At 37.7% G+C, this 21,320-nt stretch carries 18 protein-coding genes; 1 reads left to right on the top strand and 17 read right to left on the bottom strand.

The features are described 5' to 3' along the window. Positions 1-32: 32 nt before the first annotated feature. Positions 33-575 (bottom strand): DNA-directed RNA polymerase subunit delta, encoded by a 543-nt coding sequence (gene rpoE / locus J2Z60_RS02360; RefSeq protein WP_209686028.1) that lies wholly within the window; start codon positions 573-575, stop codon positions 33-35. A gap of 39 nt (positions 576-614) precedes the next feature. Beyond that, entirely contained in the window at positions 615-1,043 is a 429-nt protein-coding gene (locus J2Z60_RS02365; RefSeq protein WP_209686030.1) for a DUF1934 family protein, read from the bottom strand. Positions 1,044-1,144: 101 nt separating this feature from the next. Here J2Z60_RS02365 and J2Z60_RS02370 point away from each other — a divergent pair, with 101 nt between their 5' ends. After that, complete coding sequence (locus J2Z60_RS02370) at positions 1,145-2,509, top strand: HD domain-containing protein (RefSeq protein ID WP_209686032.1); 1,365 nt, start codon at positions 1,145-1,147, stop codon at positions 2,507-2,509. 62 nt (positions 2,510-2,571) lie between these two features. Here J2Z60_RS02370 and J2Z60_RS02375 read toward each other — a convergent pair whose 3' ends face one another. The 15 genes from J2Z60_RS02375 to J2Z60_RS02445 all read right to left on the bottom strand — a co-directional run bounded on the left by J2Z60_RS02375 (position 2,572) and on the right by J2Z60_RS02445 (position 21,261). Continuing rightward, entirely contained in the window at positions 2,572-4,188 is a 1,617-nt protein-coding gene (locus J2Z60_RS02375) for a glycoside hydrolase family 13 protein (protein WP_209686034.1), read from the bottom strand. Between the two features lie 78 nt (positions 4,189-4,266). Continuing rightward, positions 4,267-5,124 (bottom strand): sugar ABC transporter permease, encoded by an 858-nt coding sequence (locus J2Z60_RS02380; protein ID WP_209686036.1) that lies wholly within the window; start codon positions 5,122-5,124, stop codon positions 4,267-4,269. Between the two features lie 3 nt (positions 5,125-5,127). Continuing rightward, entirely contained in the window at positions 5,128-6,486 is a 1,359-nt protein-coding gene (locus tag J2Z60_RS02385) for a carbohydrate ABC transporter permease (protein ID WP_209686038.1), read from the bottom strand. Positions 6,487-6,553: 67 nt separating this feature from the next. Beyond that, complete coding sequence (locus tag J2Z60_RS02390; protein WP_209686040.1) at positions 6,554-7,777, bottom strand: extracellular solute-binding protein; 1,224 nt, start codon at positions 7,775-7,777, stop codon at positions 6,554-6,556. A gap of 98 nt (positions 7,778-7,875) precedes the next feature. After that, the gene (locus J2Z60_RS02395; protein ID WP_209686042.1) at positions 7,876-8,982 is read right to left on the bottom strand and encodes an ABC transporter ATP-binding protein; all 1,107 of its coding nucleotides are present in this window, start codon (positions 8,980-8,982) and stop codon (positions 7,876-7,878) included. A 9-nt stretch (positions 8,983-8,991) separates the two neighbouring features. Beyond that, entirely contained in the window at positions 8,992-9,663 is a 672-nt protein-coding gene (gene pgmB / locus J2Z60_RS02400; protein ID WP_209686044.1) for a beta-phosphoglucomutase, read from the bottom strand. Further along, positions 9,648-11,921, bottom strand: a complete 2,274-nt coding sequence (locus J2Z60_RS02405; protein ID WP_209686046.1) for a glycoside hydrolase family 65 protein — start codon at positions 11,919-11,921, stop codon at positions 9,648-9,650. Before J2Z60_RS02405 ends, pgmB begins: the two co-directional genes overlap by 16 nt. Positions 11,922-12,071: 150 nt before the next feature. Further along, the gene (locus tag J2Z60_RS02410) at positions 12,072-13,796 is read right to left on the bottom strand and encodes a glycoside hydrolase family 13 protein (protein WP_209686048.1); all 1,725 of its coding nucleotides are present in this window, start codon (positions 13,794-13,796) and stop codon (positions 12,072-12,074) included. A gap of 14 nt (positions 13,797-13,810) precedes the next feature. Continuing rightward, positions 13,811-15,466, bottom strand: a complete 1,656-nt coding sequence (locus tag J2Z60_RS02415) for an alpha-glucosidase (RefSeq protein WP_209686050.1) — start codon at positions 15,464-15,466, stop codon at positions 13,811-13,813. A 175-nt stretch (positions 15,467-15,641) separates the two neighbouring features. Beyond that, entirely contained in the window at positions 15,642-16,592 is a 951-nt protein-coding gene (locus tag J2Z60_RS02420) for a LacI family DNA-binding transcriptional regulator (protein WP_209686052.1), read from the bottom strand. A gap of 140 nt (positions 16,593-16,732) precedes the next feature. After that, positions 16,733-17,710 (bottom strand): ribose-phosphate diphosphokinase, encoded by a 978-nt coding sequence (locus J2Z60_RS02425; RefSeq protein WP_209686054.1) that lies wholly within the window; start codon positions 17,708-17,710, stop codon positions 16,733-16,735. A 118-nt stretch (positions 17,711-17,828) separates the two neighbouring features. Next, a complete protein-coding gene (locus J2Z60_RS02430) occupies positions 17,829-18,530 on the bottom strand; it encodes an SLAP domain-containing protein (RefSeq protein ID WP_209686056.1) in 702 nt (233 codons plus the stop codon). A gap of 104 nt (positions 18,531-18,634) precedes the next feature. After that, positions 18,635-20,020 carry a bifunctional UDP-N-acetylglucosamine diphosphorylase/glucosamine-1-phosphate N-acetyltransferase GlmU gene (glmU, locus tag J2Z60_RS02435; protein WP_209686058.1) on the bottom strand — a complete coding sequence of 462 codons (1,386 nt, stop codon included), beginning with the start codon at positions 20,018-20,020 and terminating at the stop codon, positions 18,635-18,637. A gap of 53 nt (positions 20,021-20,073) precedes the next feature. After that, positions 20,074-20,904, bottom strand: coding sequence for a pur operon repressor (gene purR / locus J2Z60_RS02440; RefSeq protein WP_209686060.1), 831 nt, complete (start codon positions 20,902-20,904; stop codon positions 20,074-20,076). Positions 20,905-21,027: 123 nt separating this feature from the next. Beyond that, positions 21,028-21,261: a Veg family protein gene (locus tag J2Z60_RS02445; protein WP_245328686.1), complete on the bottom strand. Its 234-nt coding sequence runs from the start codon at positions 21,259-21,261 to the stop codon at positions 21,028-21,030. Positions 21,262-21,320 lie beyond the last annotated feature (59 nt).

Consider the following 21,320-nt stretch of genomic DNA (forward strand, 5'->3'; position numbering starts at 1 on the left):
ACTAAATGGAAAAGTCCAATCCGTCAAGTATTTTATTCGTCATCTTCATCGTCTAAGTCTGGGTGAAGTTCTGATAATTGTCCTTCAATACCGTCATCTAATTCATCGTCGTCGGCATCGTCTAAGTCATCATCAGAGTAATCATCTTCACTAGAATCTTCATCTTCAATATCTAGATCTTCATCTTCTGGATCGTCTGAGTCGTAATCAATGATATCGTCGTCATCACTGTCACCTAAGAATGCGTTAACCTTCTTATGATGCTTCTTGCGTGGTACATCATCTTCATCTTCTGGGTGGTTAACCTCTTCATCAACAGATTCATATGGGTACCAAGAACGAAGAGCCCAGACATTATCACCCATAGAAATGAATTCGCCGTCAGTGTTCATATCAGTGTAAAATTGTGGTAAACGTTCACGAATCTCTTCATCACTCTTACCCAAGAATTGTTGGATGGCATTAACAATATCCGCAAAAGCCATTCTCTTGCCGTGATCTTGTAAAATTGCGCGGGCAACTTCAATCATTGATAATTCGTCTTTATTTTGACCCTTAAAATCATCTAAACCCACTAATGGCACGTCCTTTCACTTAGAGTTCTTATCCTCAACTTAATCTTGTGGATAAAAATCAATCTCAATTGCATAGTTACCTATTAAGTATAGACCAGAAAAGAGTTCATATTCAACTTTAAGTTGCATATTTTCGTTAATTTCACCAGAAAAGTCCAATTTTTTGGTCATACTGGTTAAATCCATCACTTTAGAAGAAGCAATAATGCGACAATTCTTCTTCTCTCCTGGTTCAAACTTCATCATATTATAGTTATTATCTTCAATCTTGCCCCGCTGCATAATTAATTCATGGGGCTTAATCATGAGCATTACTGGGACGGGGCCGGTTTTATTTTCTTCGTTATATTTAACCCGCCAAGAATTGTTAGCTAGCTTCTCAATTGTTCCCAGTCCTACCTTAGAAAAAGTCTCAGTCTGGTCTTCTTGAGTGATGGTACTTGTTAATTTTACTTTGATGTTTGTCATTATTTACCTCACTATGTACGCCTGTATACAATATTGTTATAATCACATTTAGAAAAGAAATAAAGTAATCACTATTATAAACAAGAAAAAGTCATAATAAAATGAAAAAATTCCATAGTCAAAAATTAAACCACGAAAAAGTAATCCGCGATCCCGTCCATACCTACATTCATATTAAAGATAAGGTTATCTTCGATGTTATTAATGCCAAGGAATTCCAGCGCTTGCGACGCATTAAGCAATTGGGGCCTGCCTCATATGTCTTTCCAGCTGCGACTCACACTAGATTCGAACATAACCTTGGTGTATATGAATTAACCAGACGGATATGTAATATCTTCAATGAGCGTTATGCTTCCAAAAGACCAGGCGATGGACTCTGGGATCCTGAAGAGACCTTACTAGCTGAATGCGCAGCCCTGCTTCATGATATTGGTCATGGTCCTTATTCGCATACCTTTGAGCATTTATTTGGAACTAATCATGAGAAGATGGGGCAACAGATTATCACCGATAAGCATACTGAGATTAATAAGGCCTTGCGCCAAGTTAGTCCTGAATTTCCAGAATTAGTTGCTAGCGTTATTGCCAAAACTTATCCTAATCCACAAGTAGTTAAGCTGATCTCAAGTCAAGCTGATGCCGATAGGATGGATTATCTCTTGCGTGATGCTTACTTCACCGGAGTAACTTATGGGGCCTTTGACTTAACCAGAATCTTAGAAGTGATTCGCCCTTACCAAGATGGTATCTGCTTCACTGATAAAGGAATCCATGCCGTTGAAGATTATATCATTAGTCGCTACCAGATGTACCAGCAAGTTTACTTCCACCACGTTAATCGTTCTATGGAAGTTATTCTCCACCACTTGCTTGAGAGAGCACAAGACCTATATAAGCAAGATAAATTACAAGTTACGCCTCAGCTAGCCGACTTCTTAGATGGTAATAATACCTTAGATGATTACTTACAGCTTGATGATGGCGTCATGGAGACTAACTTCTTATTATGGATCAATTCCGGCGACCAGATTCTCTCTGACCTAGCTAATCGCTACCTCTACCGCCATCCTCTTAAAAGTGTCAAGATTAATGATGAGACTAAGAACTTAATTCCTAGACTTAATAAGTTAATCGAACAAGCAGGCTTCAATCCTAAGTATTACACTGATACTAATTCAGCCTTTGATGAGCCTTACGATGCCTATAAGCCAACTGGTAAGAATGCCCACAGCCCAATTGAAATCATGTTGCCTGATGGTAGCTTAGTCGAATTGTCTAAGTTAAGTCCGCTAGTTCAATCATTAAATGGAACTATCCAAGGTGATGAACGCTTCTTCTTCCCTAAGACAATGACTGAGAGCCATCAAGAATTGCAGTTATTTGATCCAATTTATCAAGAATTTCAAAAATATATCAAAAATAATACCCTGCACTACCTGCGTAAGCCAAAAAAGAAAAATTAGACGCAAAAAAGTACACCATACAAACTTAACATGGTGTACTTTTTATCTACTTTAATTAATCCTTACATCTTAACTGCGAAGGCCTCATATGGCTTCAAGACAATATTTCTTAAACTAGTAGGTTCATCATAATTACTAATTAAGACTTCTTTAAAATCACTATCTAAATTAAAATCTTGCTTTTCGCTAGATAAGTTAGCTACAACTAACCACTTATCTTGACCTAACTTGCGCCAGTAAGCTAAGACATTGTCGCCAGTATTCTCAACTAATTCGAAGTCACCATCAACAACCACTGGATTCTCATGTCTAAGCTTGATTAGTTTTTGATAAGTATAAAAGATTGAATCGGGATCAGCTAACGCTGCTTCAACATTAATATCCTTGTAGTTAGGATTTAACTTAAGCCATGGCTTAGCGCTAGTAAAGCCGGCGTTTTCTTCATTAGACCACTGCATTGGTCTTCTTGCATTATCGCGACCCTTAGCATTAATTGACTTAATTATCTCTTCCTTGCTATAGCCTTGGTCTAGTCGTTCATGGTACATATTGATACTTTCAATATCTTCTACTTCATCAATCGACCGAACTGGATAATTGGTCATCCCAATCTCTTCACCGTTATAAATATAAGGTGTTCCATGCATTAAGTGAAGAATCGTAGCGAACATCTTAGCTGATTGAACACGGTATTCTTGGTCGTTTCCCCAACGTGAAATAACTCTTGGAATGTCATGATTCTCCCAGAATAAGCTGTTCCAAGCATGATTAAAATCTATCTCAGTCTGCCACTTTACTAAGACTTTTTTTAATTCAGCTAAGTCAAGTGAACGCAAGTCCCACTTCTCCTTGCCTGGTACTTGGTCTAAACCTTGATTTTCAAATTGAAAGACCATCGATAATTCATGACGTGAAGGATCTGAATACTCTTCAGCTATCTTAGGTGTTGCGCCCCAAGTTTCTCCTACAGTCATTAAGTCTTTCCCTGCAAAGGTATGCTCATTCATCTCTTTAAGATATGGATGGAGCATTGGACCGTTTTCTCGGATTTTTTTATCTGGATCTTTACCGATTAATTCAATGACGTCCATTCTAAAGCCGCCGATCCCCTTATCAATCCAGTAATTCATCATGTCATAGACTTTATGTCTTAACTTAGGATTCTTCCAATTTAAGTCTGGTTGCTGCTGAGCAAAGAAATGTAGATAATATTGACCTGTAGTTTCATCATATTGCCAAGCTGAACCTGAGAATGAAGACTTCAAGTCATTAGGTTCATGTCCATCAATCGGATCACGCCAGATATAAAAATCACGATAAGGATTATCCTTACTCTTACGCGCTTCAATGAACCAAGCATGTTGATCAGATGTGTGATTTACAACCAGATCCATCACGATACGGATATGGTGCTTCTCAGCTTCTTTAATTAATTGATCCATATCTGCCATCGTTCCGTATTGAGGATCAATCTCTTCATAATCAGAAATATCATAACCATTATCCACTCCAGGAGATAAATAAACTGGTGATAACCAAATAGCATCAATACCTAGCTTCTCTAAGTATGATAGCCTCGAAATAATCCCTGGAATATCCCCAATTCCGTCGCCATTGCTATCTTGGAATGACTTAGGATAAACTTGATAAACAACTGCTTTTTTCCACCATGGTGTCATAAATATGTTCTCCTTATTTTAAATACAAAAAATGCCCTGCTTACACAGGGCAAAATTTTCACATAAACTTTAATTCTATTAACCCTTATCAGCACCTGCTGTAATTCCGTTGACATAGAACTTCTGCATAAAGATGAATAGGATAGTAATTGGAATTGCAATAATTACACATCCAGCAACAAACTGTGCAAAGTATGCAGTTGCATTACCTTTAGCTGTATGAACCATGTTGTATAGTCCATAAGCAATTGTATAGTTCCTTGCATCCCCAGAAGTTGAAAGAATAATTCCAGAGAAGATGAAATCTGTCCAAGGAGCAATAAATGCTGTTAAAGCTGTATAAACGATCATTGGCTTAGAGAGAGGGAGACCAATGTGTAAGAATACTTGCCACTTAGTAGCACCATCTATTTCAGCAGCTTCATCTACTGCACGGGGAATAGTATCGAAGAATCCTTTTGCAACATAAAATCCTAATCCTGCACCACCTACATAGACTAATAGCAATCCGAATAGGTTAAGCATGTTGAGTCCTTTAAGAATATAGTACAAGGCAATCATTGCCATGAAGCCTGGGAACATTCCAAGAACTAGGGCGATTTGTAAGAACGGCTTTCTGAAAGCAAAACGCAGTCTAGATAATACATAAGCAACTGAAATAGTTAAAAATGTAGAAATTACCATTGAAGCAATTGAAATGATTAAAGTGTTAATAATCCAGTTACCAAACGGATACTGCGGATTGGTAAAAATACCAATATAGTTTTTAAGAGTAAATTTGTCTGGCCAGAAAGTCGAAACAAATCCAGTATCATTATATGAAAAGCTAGCTAAAATAATCCAAATAATTGGTAAAATCCATAAGATTGCTAAGATAGTTAACAGGATATACCGAAAGATTAATGAGAGCCGCCTCTGATTTGTATAAGACTTCATTTATTAGCCCTCCTTGAAAGCATTTGTACGTCTATATGCAATTAGCGATACAGTCGCACTAATAATAAAGATCAAGATACCTAATACGGCAGAAGCATTATATCTTTGCTCTTGACCGAATGTTAAGTTATATAGCCAAGTTACTAATAGGTCGGTTGATCCAGCTCCATTATACTTCGAATTCATTGGCGCCCCTCCTGTCAGTAAGAAGATAACGTTGAAGTTGTTAATGTTACCAATGAATTGCTGAATAAGTGATGGAGCCATTACAAATAATATTTGTGGGAAAGTAATTGACTTAAATATTTGAATCGCATTAGCACCGTCAATTTTGGCAGCTTCGATTTGATCAGTTGGCAAGTTTTGAATAATGGCAGTCGAAACTAGCATTGATACTGGAATACCAATCCACATATTAACAACAATTACAGTGATTCTTGCTACTAATGGCGAAGCCTGGTTATCAATGAAGTGGATTGGTGAACTGATTAAGTGCAAGTTCATCAAAATACCATTAAGTGCTCCTTGATAATCGAGGAATTGTGCCATCATAAGCAAAGATACGAATTGCGGTACTGCCCAAACTAGAACAAAGATTGTTCTCCAAAAGCCTTTATGCTTGATACCTTTAGACTCTATTAAAAGTGCTAACAAAACTCCAAAGAAGAATGTAGTCGCCGTTGCTAAAACTGCCCAAACCAAGGTCCAGCCAAGGACTGGGAAGAATGTTCCAGCTAAATCTCCACTCAAGACATTACCAAACGCCTTAAATCCCGTCCATGAGAAGGCGATTGGATGCTGGCGATCATAGTTAGTGAAAGCCATGGAGATCATGAAGACAGTTGGTAAAATAGTGAAGAATAAAATTCCAAGCAATGGAATAACCATTAAAGTTGCATGTAAGCGAACATCTAATAGGCTCTTTAATTCTTCAAGGTTAGAAGGGATCTTTTCACCATCGCGCTTTAAAATATAATTATGTCTGGTTGAACGGAGATTAACAACATACAGATAAATCATCCCAGCACATAAAATTAACGCTAAAACTCCAAACAATAGAATTAAAACAGAGTTTGATGGTTGCTTAGTAATATAAACTCCCTGTGCTGCATCATAAACAACCTTTTTAGTTTTTATTGTTCCTAAGCTTGTTAAAAGACTTAAAGCTGAAATACCACTAAAAATGAACCAAACAATAAAGATTAATTCTGAAAGCAAGAGCGATAAGCCCTTTACCCATTGCTTGTTGGCCAAAGCATTACTACCCATTATGAAGAATGATAACTTAGTAGCAATGTCACCCTTAGTCCACACCTCTTTATAACTTGCTTTAGGAGCTACATGCTTTTTTCTTTTAAACATAACTCTCCTCTTTCTAGCAAAAGCTTGGACCAATTGACCAACCTTTGCCTATGCTTTAAAAATTAACTTATTTCTTTTCAATAGCTTTTTGAAGTTTAGTAAGTTGTGCTTTGTATTGTGCAGGTTTAATCTTGCCATCGTAAGTTCCGCTGATAAGTGGAGCTGCACCGTTCCAGAATGCTGCCATTTGTGGAAGCATTGGTTGAAGAACTGAGTTACCTGGTTTAGCCATTTCAATTACAGACTTAGCAACTGGGTCATTTTGAACTTCACTTGAGTTAACTGCAGCCTTCAATACTGGAATTTGACCAGCTTCAGAGTGAGCAATTAATTGTGACTTCTTGTTAGTAATGTATGCAGCTAAATCTGAGGCAGCCTTGGCATTCTTAGTGTGTGAGTTAACTGCGAAACCTTCAATACCAAGGAATGCTTCCATTTGAACATTCTTGCCACCAACTTCAATCGTTGGGTACTTAGCAACTGCAAAGTTCTTACCCAAAATCTTCTTAATGTTAGCTGCGTTCCAAGGACCATCCAAGATAGCTTGAGCGTTGCCTTTCTTCAATTGGTTCAATGCGTTAGAGGTTTGCATTACGCCCTTGTTACTCTTTTGAGCAGCGTACCACTTCAAAGCGTTGATACCTTGAGCAGAATTGAAGGTAGAACCTTTAAGTTCTTGACCGTTATCACCGAATAACTTTGTACCTGCTGAGAAGAATACTGGCCACATTACATATGCATTAGTAAAGTCAGTAGCTACAACACCCTTAGAAGTTAAGGTCTTCCAATCTTTAACATCATTTGCTGAAAGCTTAGACTTGTTGTAGTAAATAGTTTGAGCTTGTTGTGCATATGGATATGCGTAAATTTTGCCCTTCCAAGTTACACCAGTTGAAGCTTCACTAACGTAGTTAGACTTAATATCTTTAGTTGCTGCAGGTGAAAGTGGGTTAATGTAACCTGCTTCAGCCATTTGACCCAATTGGTCGTTTGGAACTTCAAATACATCGGCTGCTTTTGAAGGGTCTTTACCTACATCAGTCTTAGCATTAGCTGAACCATTAGGACTTTGAACAACACGAACCTTAATATTCTTGTTTTTATTAGTAAATTCTTTAGCAATTTGTTTGTAGTAAGGTACTTGTTCAGTATCAACCCACAAAGTTAAGTTAGCTTTTTGTGAGCTTGAACTAGATGATGAGTCTGATGAACTATTATTTGAACAAGCTGCAAGTGACATTGCGGCTAAAATAGCAGTACTTCCTAAAGTCAATTTCTTCCAAAGTTTCATGAGTTTTTCCTCCTAAAATAAATTAAAACAATATAAATTTTTCTTACTAACGCAGTTCAGTCTGCAAATTGTAAGCTTAATTAAATTAATAACTCTGACTAATTAACAATCGCCTTAGTTGTTTCTTTATCAAAGAAATGTGCCTTGTTAACATCAAAGCCCATCTTGACCTTATCACCTGGTTCATGATAATCACGAGCATTAACAATTGCGACAAATTCTGTGCCGTCAACTTTTTGATAAAGCTGAATTGTTGAACCAAGTAACTCAGAAACGACAACTTCTGATTCAATTACTTGATTAGGCCAAGTTTCAAGGAATGCTTCTTCTGAGTGAATATCTTCTGGACGAATCCCAAAGACAATATCCTTGTCATCATAGCCTTGATCCTCGAGCATCTTAGCTTTTCCTTCAGGAATTTCGATATCAAGGCCGCGTCCATCACTAATTCGTTGATTTTTGTAATGAACATTAAAGAAGTTCATTTGTGGTGAACCGATAAAGCCCGCCACAAATTGGTTAACCGGGTGATTGTATACTTCAAGTGGGGTTCCAATCTGTTCAACTCTACCAACAGACATAACTACTACCCGATCAGCTAGCGTCATGGCTTCAGTCTGGTCGTGGGTAACATAGATAGTTGTTGTACCAAGATTTTGGTGTAATTTGGCAATTTCTGCCCGCATTGAAACCCTTAATTTAGCATCAAGGTTTGAAAGTGGTTCATCCATAAGAAAGATCGGCGCATCACGAACAATTGCCCGTCCTAAAGCCACACGCTGACGTTGTCCACCTGATAATTCACCAGGCTTTTTATCAAGATAATCTTTTAAGCCTAAGATTTCAGCAGCATGGTGAACTCGTTTATCAATTTCATCTTTTTGATAATGACGAAGTTTCAAGCTGAAAGCCATGTTGTCATAAATAGTCATATGAGGATATAAGGCATAATTCTGGAAAACCATTGCAATATGACGATCCTTAGGAGCAACGTCATTCATAACCTTATGGTCAATCTCTAATGTTCCTTTAGAAATATCTTCTAATCCTGCAACCATTCTCAAGGTTGTTGACTTACCACATCCAGATGGCCCGACGAAAACAATAAATTCCTTGTCCTTGATATGTAAATCAAAGTCATTAACCGAATATTTACCATTTCCTTCATACTTTTTATAGATATGGTTTAAATCTACTTCAACCATTCTTTCTTCCTACTTTCCTCTATTTGTATTAAATGCAGCTTCAATTTTTGCTAAGTTCAATTCCTTAGTAGTTGGAACTAGATAATCAGCTCCTTTTAAGAGATCCTTGTCACCAATTCCTACTGCAAATTGCCCCGCTGCCTTGATAGACTCAATTCCAGCCTTAGCATCTTCAAAGCTAATTACCTCATCTGCACCTAAATCTAATAGCTGCTGTGCTCTTTGATAAATCTCAGGATCAGGCTTGCCATGATGGAGCGTTGCCGGATCAACTATGGCATCGAATTCATCCATAATTCCCAACTTAGTCAAAATTATTGGCGCATTCTTTGAAGCTGAAGCAATTGCTAAGCTTAAGCCCCGCTCTTTAGCATCATTAAGTAAGTCCATAATTCCTGGCAAGATGTCATCTGGTGTCATCTTCTCTACTTGTTCAACGAACTTAGTATTCTTTTCAGCAGCGAATTTTTCTTTTTGAGCTTGAGAATATTTATCTTCTTGATGACCATATTTCAAGATCAGCTCTAAAGAATCCATTCTGGAAATTCCTCTTAAACTATCTAACTGCTGATTAGTTAAGCTAATCCCCAGTTCTTTAGCCAAGTTATTCCAAGCACCTAGGTGATAGATGGCTGAGTTGGTCAACACACCATCCAAATCAAAAATTAATCCTTTAAGCATTCTGCTTCACCTTCTTTAAGCATGACTTTCTGTTTGTTAACTGAAATCTCTAAATCTTGACCTTCAAGAAGAGTTATCTTGGTTTCTTCATGATTTACATAAACTTCAATCAAGCGGTCGCGATAGTTGATCTTAAAGCTGTATTGATCCCAATTATCTGGAATAAATGGCTTAAAGCTTAATTGATTATTGCTATACCTCATACCAGCAAAGCCTTGAACAATCGCTAACCAAGATCCGCTCATTGAAGTAATATGCAAGCCATCTGAAGTATCATTATTGTAATTATCTAGATCAAGTCTTGCTGTTCTCTCATACAATTCAACTGCCTTCTGCTTTTTACCTAATTCTGCAGCTAGAACTGAATGAATTGAAGGTGATAAGGAACTTTCATGAACTGTTAATGGCTCATAAAAGTCAAAGTTCTTTTCTTTTTGTTCTTTAGTATATTGGTCATTTAAGAAGTAAATCCCTTGCAAGACATCTGCTTGCTTGATAAATGGTGATCTCAAGATCTTATCCCATGACCAGTGCTGGTTTAACGGGCGCTGGTCTTCAGGAATAGTACTTACTGGACGAATATCTTTATCTAAGAAGTCATCTTGTTGTAAGAAAATGCCTAAATCTTCATCCTCACCAAGATAAATATTATCGACAATATCTTGCCAGTGTTCCTTCTCTTCATCAGATACATTGACCCGCTCTTGGGCTGCCTTAGTTGCCTTAGGTAAGCGATCTAGCGTATATTTCAAGAGCCAGCGTGCCATTGTATTAGTGAACCAATTGTTATTGACATTGTTTTCATATTCATTTGGTCCAGTAACACCGTGGATGACATATTTTTTACGCCATTTTGAATAATGGACTCTATCTGCCCAGAATCTAGCAGTTCCGACCAAGACATCCATTCCTTCATCTTTTACGTAGCTTTCATCACCGGTGTAGTTAGTGTATTGATATATCGCAAACGGAATGTCTGCATTACGGTGGATCTCTTCGAAGGTAATTTCCCATTCATTGTGACATTCAATTCCATTGAAGGTTACCATTGGGAATAATGCCCCAGCTAAACCCTGTTGAGCTGCATTATGGTAAGCACCTTTCAGTTGATCATGCCGATATTGAAGTAGTGCTTTAGTAACTTCAGGCTTAGTAATCGCTAAGTACATTGGCACAATGAAGGCTTCTGTATCCCAGTAAGTAGCACCACCGTATTTTTCACCAGTGAAGCCCTTAGGGCCGACATTCAGTCGCTTATCTTCACCATAGTAAGTCATAAACAACTGTAAGATATTAAATCTAATACCTTGTTGGGCAGCAGGATCGCCAACAATCTCAATGTCACTTTGTTGCCAGCGTTCTTGCCATATCTTAGTATGGTATGAAAGATTCTCCTCAAAGCTCTTAGCCTGCAACTGATCCATCAATTCGCTAGCTGCTTGTTCTTGCTTATCTGCTGCCACATCACGGCTTGTAATAACAACGATATCTTTTTCTAATTCATAGCTTTGGTTTTCATCAAGTTCAATAGCTACCTTTTCTGATAAGCTAGCTGTCTGGCTCGTTACTTCTCCAGCAATCACCCGACCATCATGACGAAGCGACTCTTTGAGCAAGACTGTAAACTGCGGAACTCCATAAGGATTCTCTTTAGTTTTAACTTGAATTGTTCTCTGAGTTTTATCTTCATTGATTGGCAACCAGAAATGTTCTTCATAGTTACTGTCTTCATTAACAACATTGCCATCTAAAGTTGAATCAAATTCAATCTTGGCATGACCCTTAATAACTGTTGCCTTAACGTTTATTAGGGCTGCTTGCTTTTGAGCAATATGTAAGAATCTTCTAAATTCAAACTTAACATCGCAATCTTGACCATGATAGATGAAGCTACGGGTCAATAAACCTTGGTGCATGTCGAGTGACAAGACAAAATCGCTGAAATCTACTTGATTAAGATCTAGCCTTTCACCATTAATAGTAATACCAATCCCAATAAAGCTTGGGGCATTGATACTCTTACCAAAGTATTCTGGATAACCGTTCTTCCACCAGCCGACCCTAGTCTTATCTGGGAACCAAACCCCAGCTAGATAAGTACCTTGTAAGCTGTCACCAGAATAACCTTCTTCAAAGTTACCCCTAATTCCCATATAGTCATTACCAATTGCAGTAATACTTTCCTGCAATCTCTTATCTTCCTTAGAAAGCTTATGGGTTACTACCTTCCAAGGATCTATTTCAAAAATTCGTTTCATAATCCAATCTCCACCACTTTTGTGAGGTCTTTTTATTTACATATTCATTATCATATTGTTGGAAGCGCTTAACAATAGATATTTTGATGTTACCGGTATCAAAAATTTATAAGAAAAAAAGCAGCCTGTCGGCTGCTTATCACTTATGACTTAATCTTGAACTTCAATTAAGAAGCCATCTGGCTCTAGCATTGAAGCGGTGTAGTTTTGACTAAGGGTAGGAGACTTTTCAAGCTTAATCTCATGCTTAGTGGTATTGTAGTAGGCATTAATCGTTTCTGAGCCTGATCTGGTCACTTTTAAGAGGCCATTGTCTGTTACCGTTAACTTAATTGTCCCCTGATTCAAAGTAGCACAATGGGTGCGGCGGAACTTAATTAACTCTTGAACCCTCTTCCAAACAGGTCCACCTAACTTACTCCAATCCATCGGCTTACGGCAATCAGGATCGTTGTCTCCACTCATCCCCATTTCCGTTCCATAATAAATACATGGCACACCTGGTTGTAAGAATTCGTATGCTAGGGCTTGCAAGGTTAAGTCTTGATTGCCCTTAGCAAGAGTTAAAATTCTAGCAGTATCATGCGAATCAAGCATATTCATCATTGCCTGATTAACCATATCAGGATATAGCATTAATTGATCGGTCAAATGGCTGCTTAGCTCTTGTTCACTCAACTTGTGGCTAAAGAAATGATCTTCTATCTGCAGAGTATACGGATAATTCATAACACCAGTAAATTGATCGCCTTTAAGCCAAGGACGGGCAGAATGCCATATTTCACCTACAATATAGAAGTCTGGCTTAATCTTGATTAATTCATCATGGAATCTCTTCCAAAAATGATGGTCAACTTCATTAGCAACATCCAAGCGCCAAGCATCAATATCGAAATACTTAACCCAGTAGGTAGCAATTTCTAGCAAGAAGTCCTGAACTTCAGGATTAGCCGTATTTAACTTAGGCATATGCTTCTCAAAGGCAAAGGTTTCATAAGGTGGCTCTCCCTGCCCTTGACTAGGATCTTGATAAGGTTCAACTGGATAAGAGTTAATGTGGAACCAGTCTTTAAAACGTGATTTTTCGCCATTTTTGACTACGTCTTGCCACTGCATTGATTGGTCACCCAAGTGGTTAAAGACTGCATCCAGCATTACCTTCATCCCACGCTTATGAGCTTCATTAACTACCTTAGCAAACAAGTCCTTATCACCAAAGGCTGGATCAATCTGAAGGTAGTCAACTGTATCATACTTGTGATTAGAACTTGCCTTAAAGACTGGGCAGAAATATAATCCCGTAACGCCTAGATTTTGCAGGTCATCTAAGTGATCTAACACCCCTTGCAAGTCTCCACCATAAAAGTCTTCTCGACCAGGATGGTCTTCAGGATTCCAAGCCTTTACATTAACTGGGTCATTACTCTTATCACCATTGGCAAACCTCTCTGGGAAGATCTGATACCAGACGATATCTTTGAGCCAAGCTGGAGTCTTGATACGGTCAATATCGTGAAAGTATGGTACTTTAAAGTAAAGCCCGTCTTGCTTTAGCTTTTCAGTCGTAAAGCTCTCAATACTACGGTCGCCAAAAATCACATGACTGCCGTCTGTCGCAATAATTTCAAAGGTATACTTGATGCGATGGTATGGTGCAGATAAAGTAGCTCCCCAATGATCGCTAACTTGTCCGCTACCAATTTTTTCCATTGTGAATGTTTCGGCTTTTTCAGGTGGCAGATAGTTATCTGTATAGTGAACGATGACTTTTTGGACGTCATTTTTAGCTGTGTGTAGCCTAATTTTTAAGTGAGAATGATCAATTACAAAACAATCTTCACTTTCAGTTCTGTGTCTTAAAGCTGCTAGTTGCATAATTTCTCCTATAGTTAATTTTCTAATACTAGTCCTGAATATGGCTTTAGGATTAATTTTCCTGATTCAATACGATAATCTCCAGCTGCTAATCTAACCTGATTAAATTCAGGTGCCAAGTCAAATTCAAGATCGCTATCACTTAATGAAACAGCAATCAAGGCCTTCTTATCTTTTAGGCTTCTTTCATAAACATAGCTGTCAGCCGAAGTAGCGTGCAAATAATAATCACCATCTTGAAATAGTGTTTCTTTTTTCAAGGTAATTAGTTTTTTATAGAAATGAAAGATACTGTTATTATCTGCTAATTCCGCTAGTACATTATGTTGGTCGACTTTTTTACCTTTAATCCAGGGCTGTCCAGTTGAAAAGCCATTATTTACTTCATTGTTCCAAGGCATTGGTCCTCTGGCTGGGAGCTTGTGGGTTTGGCTTGCCATTTTTAATGCTTCTTGGGTCGATTTACCAGCATTTTTTGCACTTTGAACAAAATCATTAACTGTTTCATCTTCAAATTGATCTACCTGGTCAAATTCTAAATTCTTTAATCCTAATTCTTCCCCATAATAGATAATCGGCACTCCAGATTGAAGATACATCAGTATCGCTAAGCTTCTTACTTGAGTCTCATTCTTGGCAACTCTGGTTGCAATCCTTGACATATCATGGTTATTCCAGTATAGGATTGGTTGAGAGATTCCCCTCAAGCTCTGTTGCCATACTGCCTGGTTCTGCTTAAATTTAACTATATCTAACGGCTTAGGCTGATACTGATCAGAGAAAGTTGAATCAAGCTGACTCTTATCTTCTGTAAAGTACCTAAAAGTTATCACGCTATCCATTAAGTGATGATCCTTATCCGTATAATCAACTGCTAAGTTAACATTGGCACTTGCGGCTTCTCCTAACAAGAATGCATCTGGATAGTCTTGTTTGATTTCTTCACAAAATGGTCGCATCCATTTTTGAACTTGAGGCAAATTGGCAAAGAAGGACTCCGCAATTACAGGCTCTTGCGACTGGTCTTTTACTGGAAAGTTCTGTCTTAAATCAGCCTTAGCAATATGTATAAAGGCATCAAGCCTTAGGCCGTCAATTCCTTTAGCTAGCCAGTATTTGGCAATTTCACTCATTGCGTGCCTAACTTCAGGATTCTTCCAATTTAAGTCCGGCATCCGCTTATCAAATAAGTGAAAATAAAACTTTCCACTATTAGCAGGATCCTTTTCCCAAACGCTCCCACCAAAAAAACTGCCCCAATTATTAGGTAATTGATTATCTTCACCAGCAAAAATATAGTAGTCACGGTAGATACTATTAGTATTCTTAATTGCGTCTTGAAACCAAGGATGTTGATCTGAGGTATGATTAAGAACAAAATCCATAATGACATGAATACCCGCTTCATGCATTTCTTTAATTAAGTTCTCCATATCAGCCATCGTTCCTAACTTAGGATCAATGGCAAAATAATTTGAAACATCATAACCATTATCAACTTGTGGCGATACAAAAATTGGATTTAACCAGATAGCGGTAATTCCTAATTCTTTTAAGTAAGGTATTCTTGATCTAATCCCATTTAAGTCCCCAATACCATCACCATTAGAATCTTGAAAGGACTTAGGATATATTTGATAAATAATTGCGTGATCATACCAATGTTTCATAATAATTTTCCCTCCATGCTTATATTCTAAATAATCGCAGTAAGCGTTTACAGGATAATTTAAGTGTTACCGGTATCAAAAAATACGAATAAATTATTATCTTCAATGTAATGAGCTGCAAAAGTATCTAACTTTCGTGGCTCATTACACAATGAATAATAATCTATCCGTATTTTTAATTTCGAGTTGATTCACTTTTAACAAGTTCTGGCTCAATTAAAATCTCACCTTGTTGGGCACCATCTTGCTTAATCTTTTGCAGGATCATTTTAGCTAATAAATCACCCAGTTCAAAGAACTTTTGCTTAACAGTGGTTATCTTGGGATTAGATATTTGATTCAACAAAACGCCATCAAAACCAATTACTCCAAAGTCTTTAGGTATATTAGCGCCTTTTCGCTTAAGTGCACGAACTACTCCTATCGCAATTCTATCACTAGCGCAGATGAAGCAAGTATTTGGAGCTAACTGCTTCCAATTATTGATAATTAGTTCTTCAGCCAGACTGCTATGATTCTGAATTCTAAATATCTTAGGAACCAGGTTATGACTCTGTAAAGTGTTGATATATCCTGCTTCGCGTGAATATTCAAATGCTTCTTTTTCATCAATACCAATAAAAATTACTGACTGATAATTCTTATCAAGCGCATATTGAGTAGCAAGCTGTTCACCTAACTTGTTATCAGTATCAATAAAGTCATAACCAAAGCGGTTTTCACCAAATAAGATAAAGGGCTTACCTAATTGGTCCAGCCAATTGACGTCCTTAGCACGCTCACCAGTAATAATATAACCGTCTACACCGTCAGTTGTAATATCGTTATCAGTTGCTAGCTGTAAGGCATAGTGGTGCTTACCTAAGCCATTAGCTATACCAAAAAGTAGGTTCATATAGTATGGCTCAGTTGTATCAATATCTTCTAAGATAACGAGCTTAACGATATTAGTTCGTTGATGGGCTAGGGCACTTGCGACAAAGTTAGGGTGGTAATCAAGTTCCTCCATTGCTTGTTCAACTATTCTTCTTAGCTCAGGAGTCACTTGCTGGGGATGATTAATTACTCGTGAAACCGTCATCTTCGATACGCTTGCTTTTTTAGCTACGTCAGATAAAGTAGTCATAAAATATTTATTCCTTCTAAAATAATTTTATATGTGTATATTTTACACTACCACAGATTAAAAATGTAATCACTTTCAAAAAATAAGAATCAAAAAGGTCAAACTCCCCAAAATAGAGACCTTGACCTGATCTAAGTAGACTATTTAAAATTACTTGCTACAAAACGCGTATCAAATAATGGGCTAACTGGCTTGTGTTCTTGAATGAACTTAATAGCTTGCCCCATTAATGGTCCTACAGAAACAATCTCTGTCTTATCTAAGCGCTTTTCAGCTGGTTGATTAATTGAATCAGTTAAGATTAACTTCTTGATTGGTGAATCATTCAAGCGCTTGATAGCCGGTCCAGACAAAACAGCATGAGTTGCAGAAGCATAAACTTCAGTAGCACCTGCATCAATTAAGGCTTGTGAAGCTAAGGTAATAGTACCGGCAGTATCAATCATATCATCAATAATAATGGCACGCTTGCCCTTAACATCCCCAATAATGTTCATAACTTCAGCCACATTAGCTCTTGGGCGGCGCTTATCAACAATAGCAATTGGTGCCTTTAAAAATTCTGCCAATTTACGGGCACGAGTAACACCACCGTGGTCTGGAGAAACAACAACTGCATCTTTTTCTAAATCATTACGCAAGAAGTAGTCAGCTAATAATGGCGCACCCATTAAGTTATCAACAGGAATATCGAAGAATCCTTGAATCTGTGGTGCATGCAAATCAAGTGATAATACTCGGTCAGCACCAGCCTTCTGGATCATATCAGCAACTAACTTAGAAGTAATTGGTTCACGGGCACGAGTCTTACGATCTTGACGAGCATAACCATAGTAAGGCAAGACAATATTAACTGTCCGAGCTGATGCTCGCTTAACTGCATCAATCATAATCAACAATTCCATCAAGTTATCATTAACTGGGTCACTAGTTGATTGAATTAAGTAAACATCCTTACCACGAACGGATTCATCAATGTTAATTTGAATTTCACCATCGCTAAAACGTTTTACATCTGACTTACCCAGTTCAACACCGACAGTCTTAGCAATCTTCTCTGCTAATGGCTTGTTGGAGTTGAGCGCAAAAATTTTAATTTCTTTGTCCAATTGCGACATAGTTTCCTCCACGAAAAAAGCTTACATTCACTATTAATAATAGCAAAAAAAGCCGCATTACGCTCGTTTTTAGTCAAAAAAAGAGGCTATCTTCAAATAATAACCTCTAAAAAATAATTTATTTTACATCGGATACCTTAACATAGTACTTGCCTGGCTCTAAAGCATAGTACTTAGTGCCCTTAATTGTCTTAGTGCCTAGACCCTTGACTGTTACACCCTTAGCAATGTAAGAAGTGCCGTAATAATTCTTAACACGCTTACCATTCTTGTCATAGACATAGGCCTTGCGTTTCATAGTAATCTTTACTGACTTAATTGCAGTAGACGTCTTAGATTGGGGCTTTTTGCTTGTAGACTTTTTACTAGTCTTTTTAGTTGCTGCTTTCTTAGTAGTAGTCTTTTTAGTGCTGCTCTTTTTTGCCTTAGTTTGGCTAACTTTTACTTTGCTAGTACCGTTAGTCTTGTAAGTAACAGTACTTGCACCATCTTTATAAGTTACAGTGCCCTTAGTAGCTACTGCTGGTAGCCAGTATTGCAAGTTAGTCTGAATACTGAAGTAGACCTTGCCATTAATCGTCTTTACATCCCAGATAGTATACTTACCACCCTTAGCAGCAGTGCGGGATAACTTCTTGCCGTCCTTATTGTAGAAGTTAGTCTTCTTAGTAACTACAACACTGCCCTTACCGTTAGTCTGATATACCTTAGAGCTTGATGCGGCTTGTACACTAACATTATTAACACCAGTTGCAACAACTGGGGCAACAGCTAATAAGGTAGCTGCAGATAACATTGCAATCTTTTTGCTTAATCTCATGATTTATAATGCCTCTTTCTGCTAGATAATCTGCCCTATATTATACTTCAAAATAAAAAAATGCTTCAATTTTAGAAGCATTTTCTTTACGATTTCTTTACAGATTATTCCCATTCTTTATCTTTAGAAAGTGGAAGCTTGTGCCAGTAATCTTTTTTATTAACTTGACGGCCACGGGCAATTGCCATGTCATATCTATCCACATCTTTAGTAATTGTAGAATCAGCTGCAATAAAGGCGTGGTCTGCTACATTAATTGGAGCAATCAAGGTAGATCCAGCACCAATGAAGGCATGATCGCCGACAGTAGTATGGAACTTCTTGACACCATCATAATTAGAGAAGATTGTACCGCAACCAATATTAATATCCTTACCTAAGCTAGCATCCCCAACATAAGTTAAGTGACCAACCTTGGTATTCTCACCGATTTCAGCCTTCTTAATCTCAACGAAGTTACCGATGTGGGCACCTTGGCGGATAATAGCTTGCGGACGCAAGTGGGAATTAGGACCGATATCAGTACTATCATCCATTTGTGCTTCTTGCAGAGTTGAAGAAGTAATTGTTACACCGTTGCCAACTTTGGAATCAACAATGCGTGACCCATTAGTAATATGGCAATCACTGCCGATTTCAGTATTGCCCTTAATCACAACATTCCCTTCAATGATAGTATCGTTGCCGATCTTAACGTTGCAATCAATATAAGCAGTTGCAGGATCGATAAAGGTTACACCATTGCGCATATGCTCTTCATTAATTCTCTTTTGCATGATCTTAGTTGCTTGAGCTAAGGCGATTCGGTCATTAACTCCTAGACTCTGTGAAAAGTCAGCCATCTCATAAGCGCCAACCTTCTTACCAGACTTGCGCATAATCTCTAAGACATCAGTTAGGTAGTATTCGCCTTGAGAGTTATTATTACCCACTTGCTTCAATGCTTCAAATAATTCCTTATTATTGAAACAGAATACCCCAGTATTGATCTCATCAACAGCTAATTCTTCTGGAGTACCGTCTTTTTGTTCAACAATTCGTAAGACATTACCATCTCCATCACGAATAATGCGACCATAACCAAATGGATTAGGAGCCTTAGCAGTTAAGACTGTAGCACTGTTGCCACTAGAATTATGCTTAGCAAATAAGTTATTAAAAGTTTCACTAGTAAATAATGGTGTATCACCAGTTGCAACTAAAGTTTCACCCTCTAAGTCCTTTAATAAGTCGCTAGCTGCCATTACAGCATCACCGGTACCTAGTTGTTCTTTTTGGAAGGCAAATTCAGACTTACCAGCCAAGACTTCCTTAACACTCTCAGCACCATTGCCCACGATAGTAACGATCTTATCAGGATTAGTTCCCTTAGCGGCATCGACTACATGCTCTACCATTGTCTTACCACAAACAGAATGCAAAACCTTATAAAGCTTAGACTTCATGCGGGTACCCTTACCTGCAGCTAGAATAACAACATACTTATTCATCTCTTAAATATCCCTTCAATTTCTAAACTGCTACTAGTATATCATTTTTTATTTTAAAAACGATTAAAGTCCGTTTGCTTTAAGATATTGCCCGCTTCAGCTGCAATAATATTCTTAGTGCGGTCAACTTCGGTAATAGTAATTAAAGATTGGTAGTCATCTACTACTTTTTGGGAGGCATTCTTGCTTTCACATAAGACACACATACCACTAACTGTACAGCCGAACTCCTTAACTAATTCTTCCATCCCAGTTAAGGTTCCGCCGCCCTTCATGAAGTCATCTACGATTAAGACATTAGAATGTTCTGGCAAGCTGCGTTTAGCTAGCTCCATCTTCTCTACTCGTTCACTTGAAGAGGCAACATAGTTAACTGAAATCGTAGCTCCCTCAGTAATCTTGGGTCTTCTTCTAACGATAACGAAAGGTACATTTAAGTAACGACTAACAGCTTGAGCAAGGGCAATACCCTTAGTTTCAACAGTCATGACATAATCAACATCGCTATAAGCATACTTAGTTGCAATCAGTTGACCGATCTTGGCTAAGTTAGCAGGTGAACCTAAAATATCAGATAAATAAACGAAATTCCCTGGCAAAATTCGCTTAGGATCTTGAACCTGACTTGCTAAATTGTCTAAGTATTCCTTAGCTTCTTGCTCACCCATAAAGGGAATATACCTAACTCCCCCGGCAGCTCCGGCCACTGTTTCTAAAATACCGTTTTTATTAGCGGCTAAAGTCTCCTTTAAAATTGATAAGTCTTCTGAAATTGATGACTTAGCTGAACCATAGCGATTAGCAAAAAATGGCAGGGGAATTAAAGTATGTGGGCGCTCCAGAAGGTATTTAACCATGTCTACTAATCTTTCTGAACGTTTCATTGCTTCTTACCTTTCTAGTTATAATTGCTTTTATGCATTAAAATTATATACATTATGCAAAGAAAAATCACTAGCATTTTAAAAAAAATACTAGTGATTGTTCGTAATATGTTAATTTTATAATTACATTTCGTTAAATTCAAGTTCAATGTTCTTAGTTAAAAGATCAGTGTAACTATATGAAACGCGCTCAAAATTATTCTGATCTTGATCAAGATCAACTACAAATACTGCACGATAGGTCTTAGTTAACACACCTCTTCTGCGTGTAACTTTCTTTCTGCCAGCTTGTGCAACTACTACAAGACTTTCTCCAATATGAGAGTCTAACTTTTCTTTGATGTCTGTTAACGACATTGGCACTAGACGTCACTCCTTTGCATTAGAGTAATTATATCAGAAAAAATCTTAAAAAT

This window comes from Lactobacillus colini, assembly GCF_017874575.1.
Lineage (GTDB): Bacteria > Bacillota > Bacilli > Lactobacillales > Lactobacillaceae > Lactobacillus > Lactobacillus colini.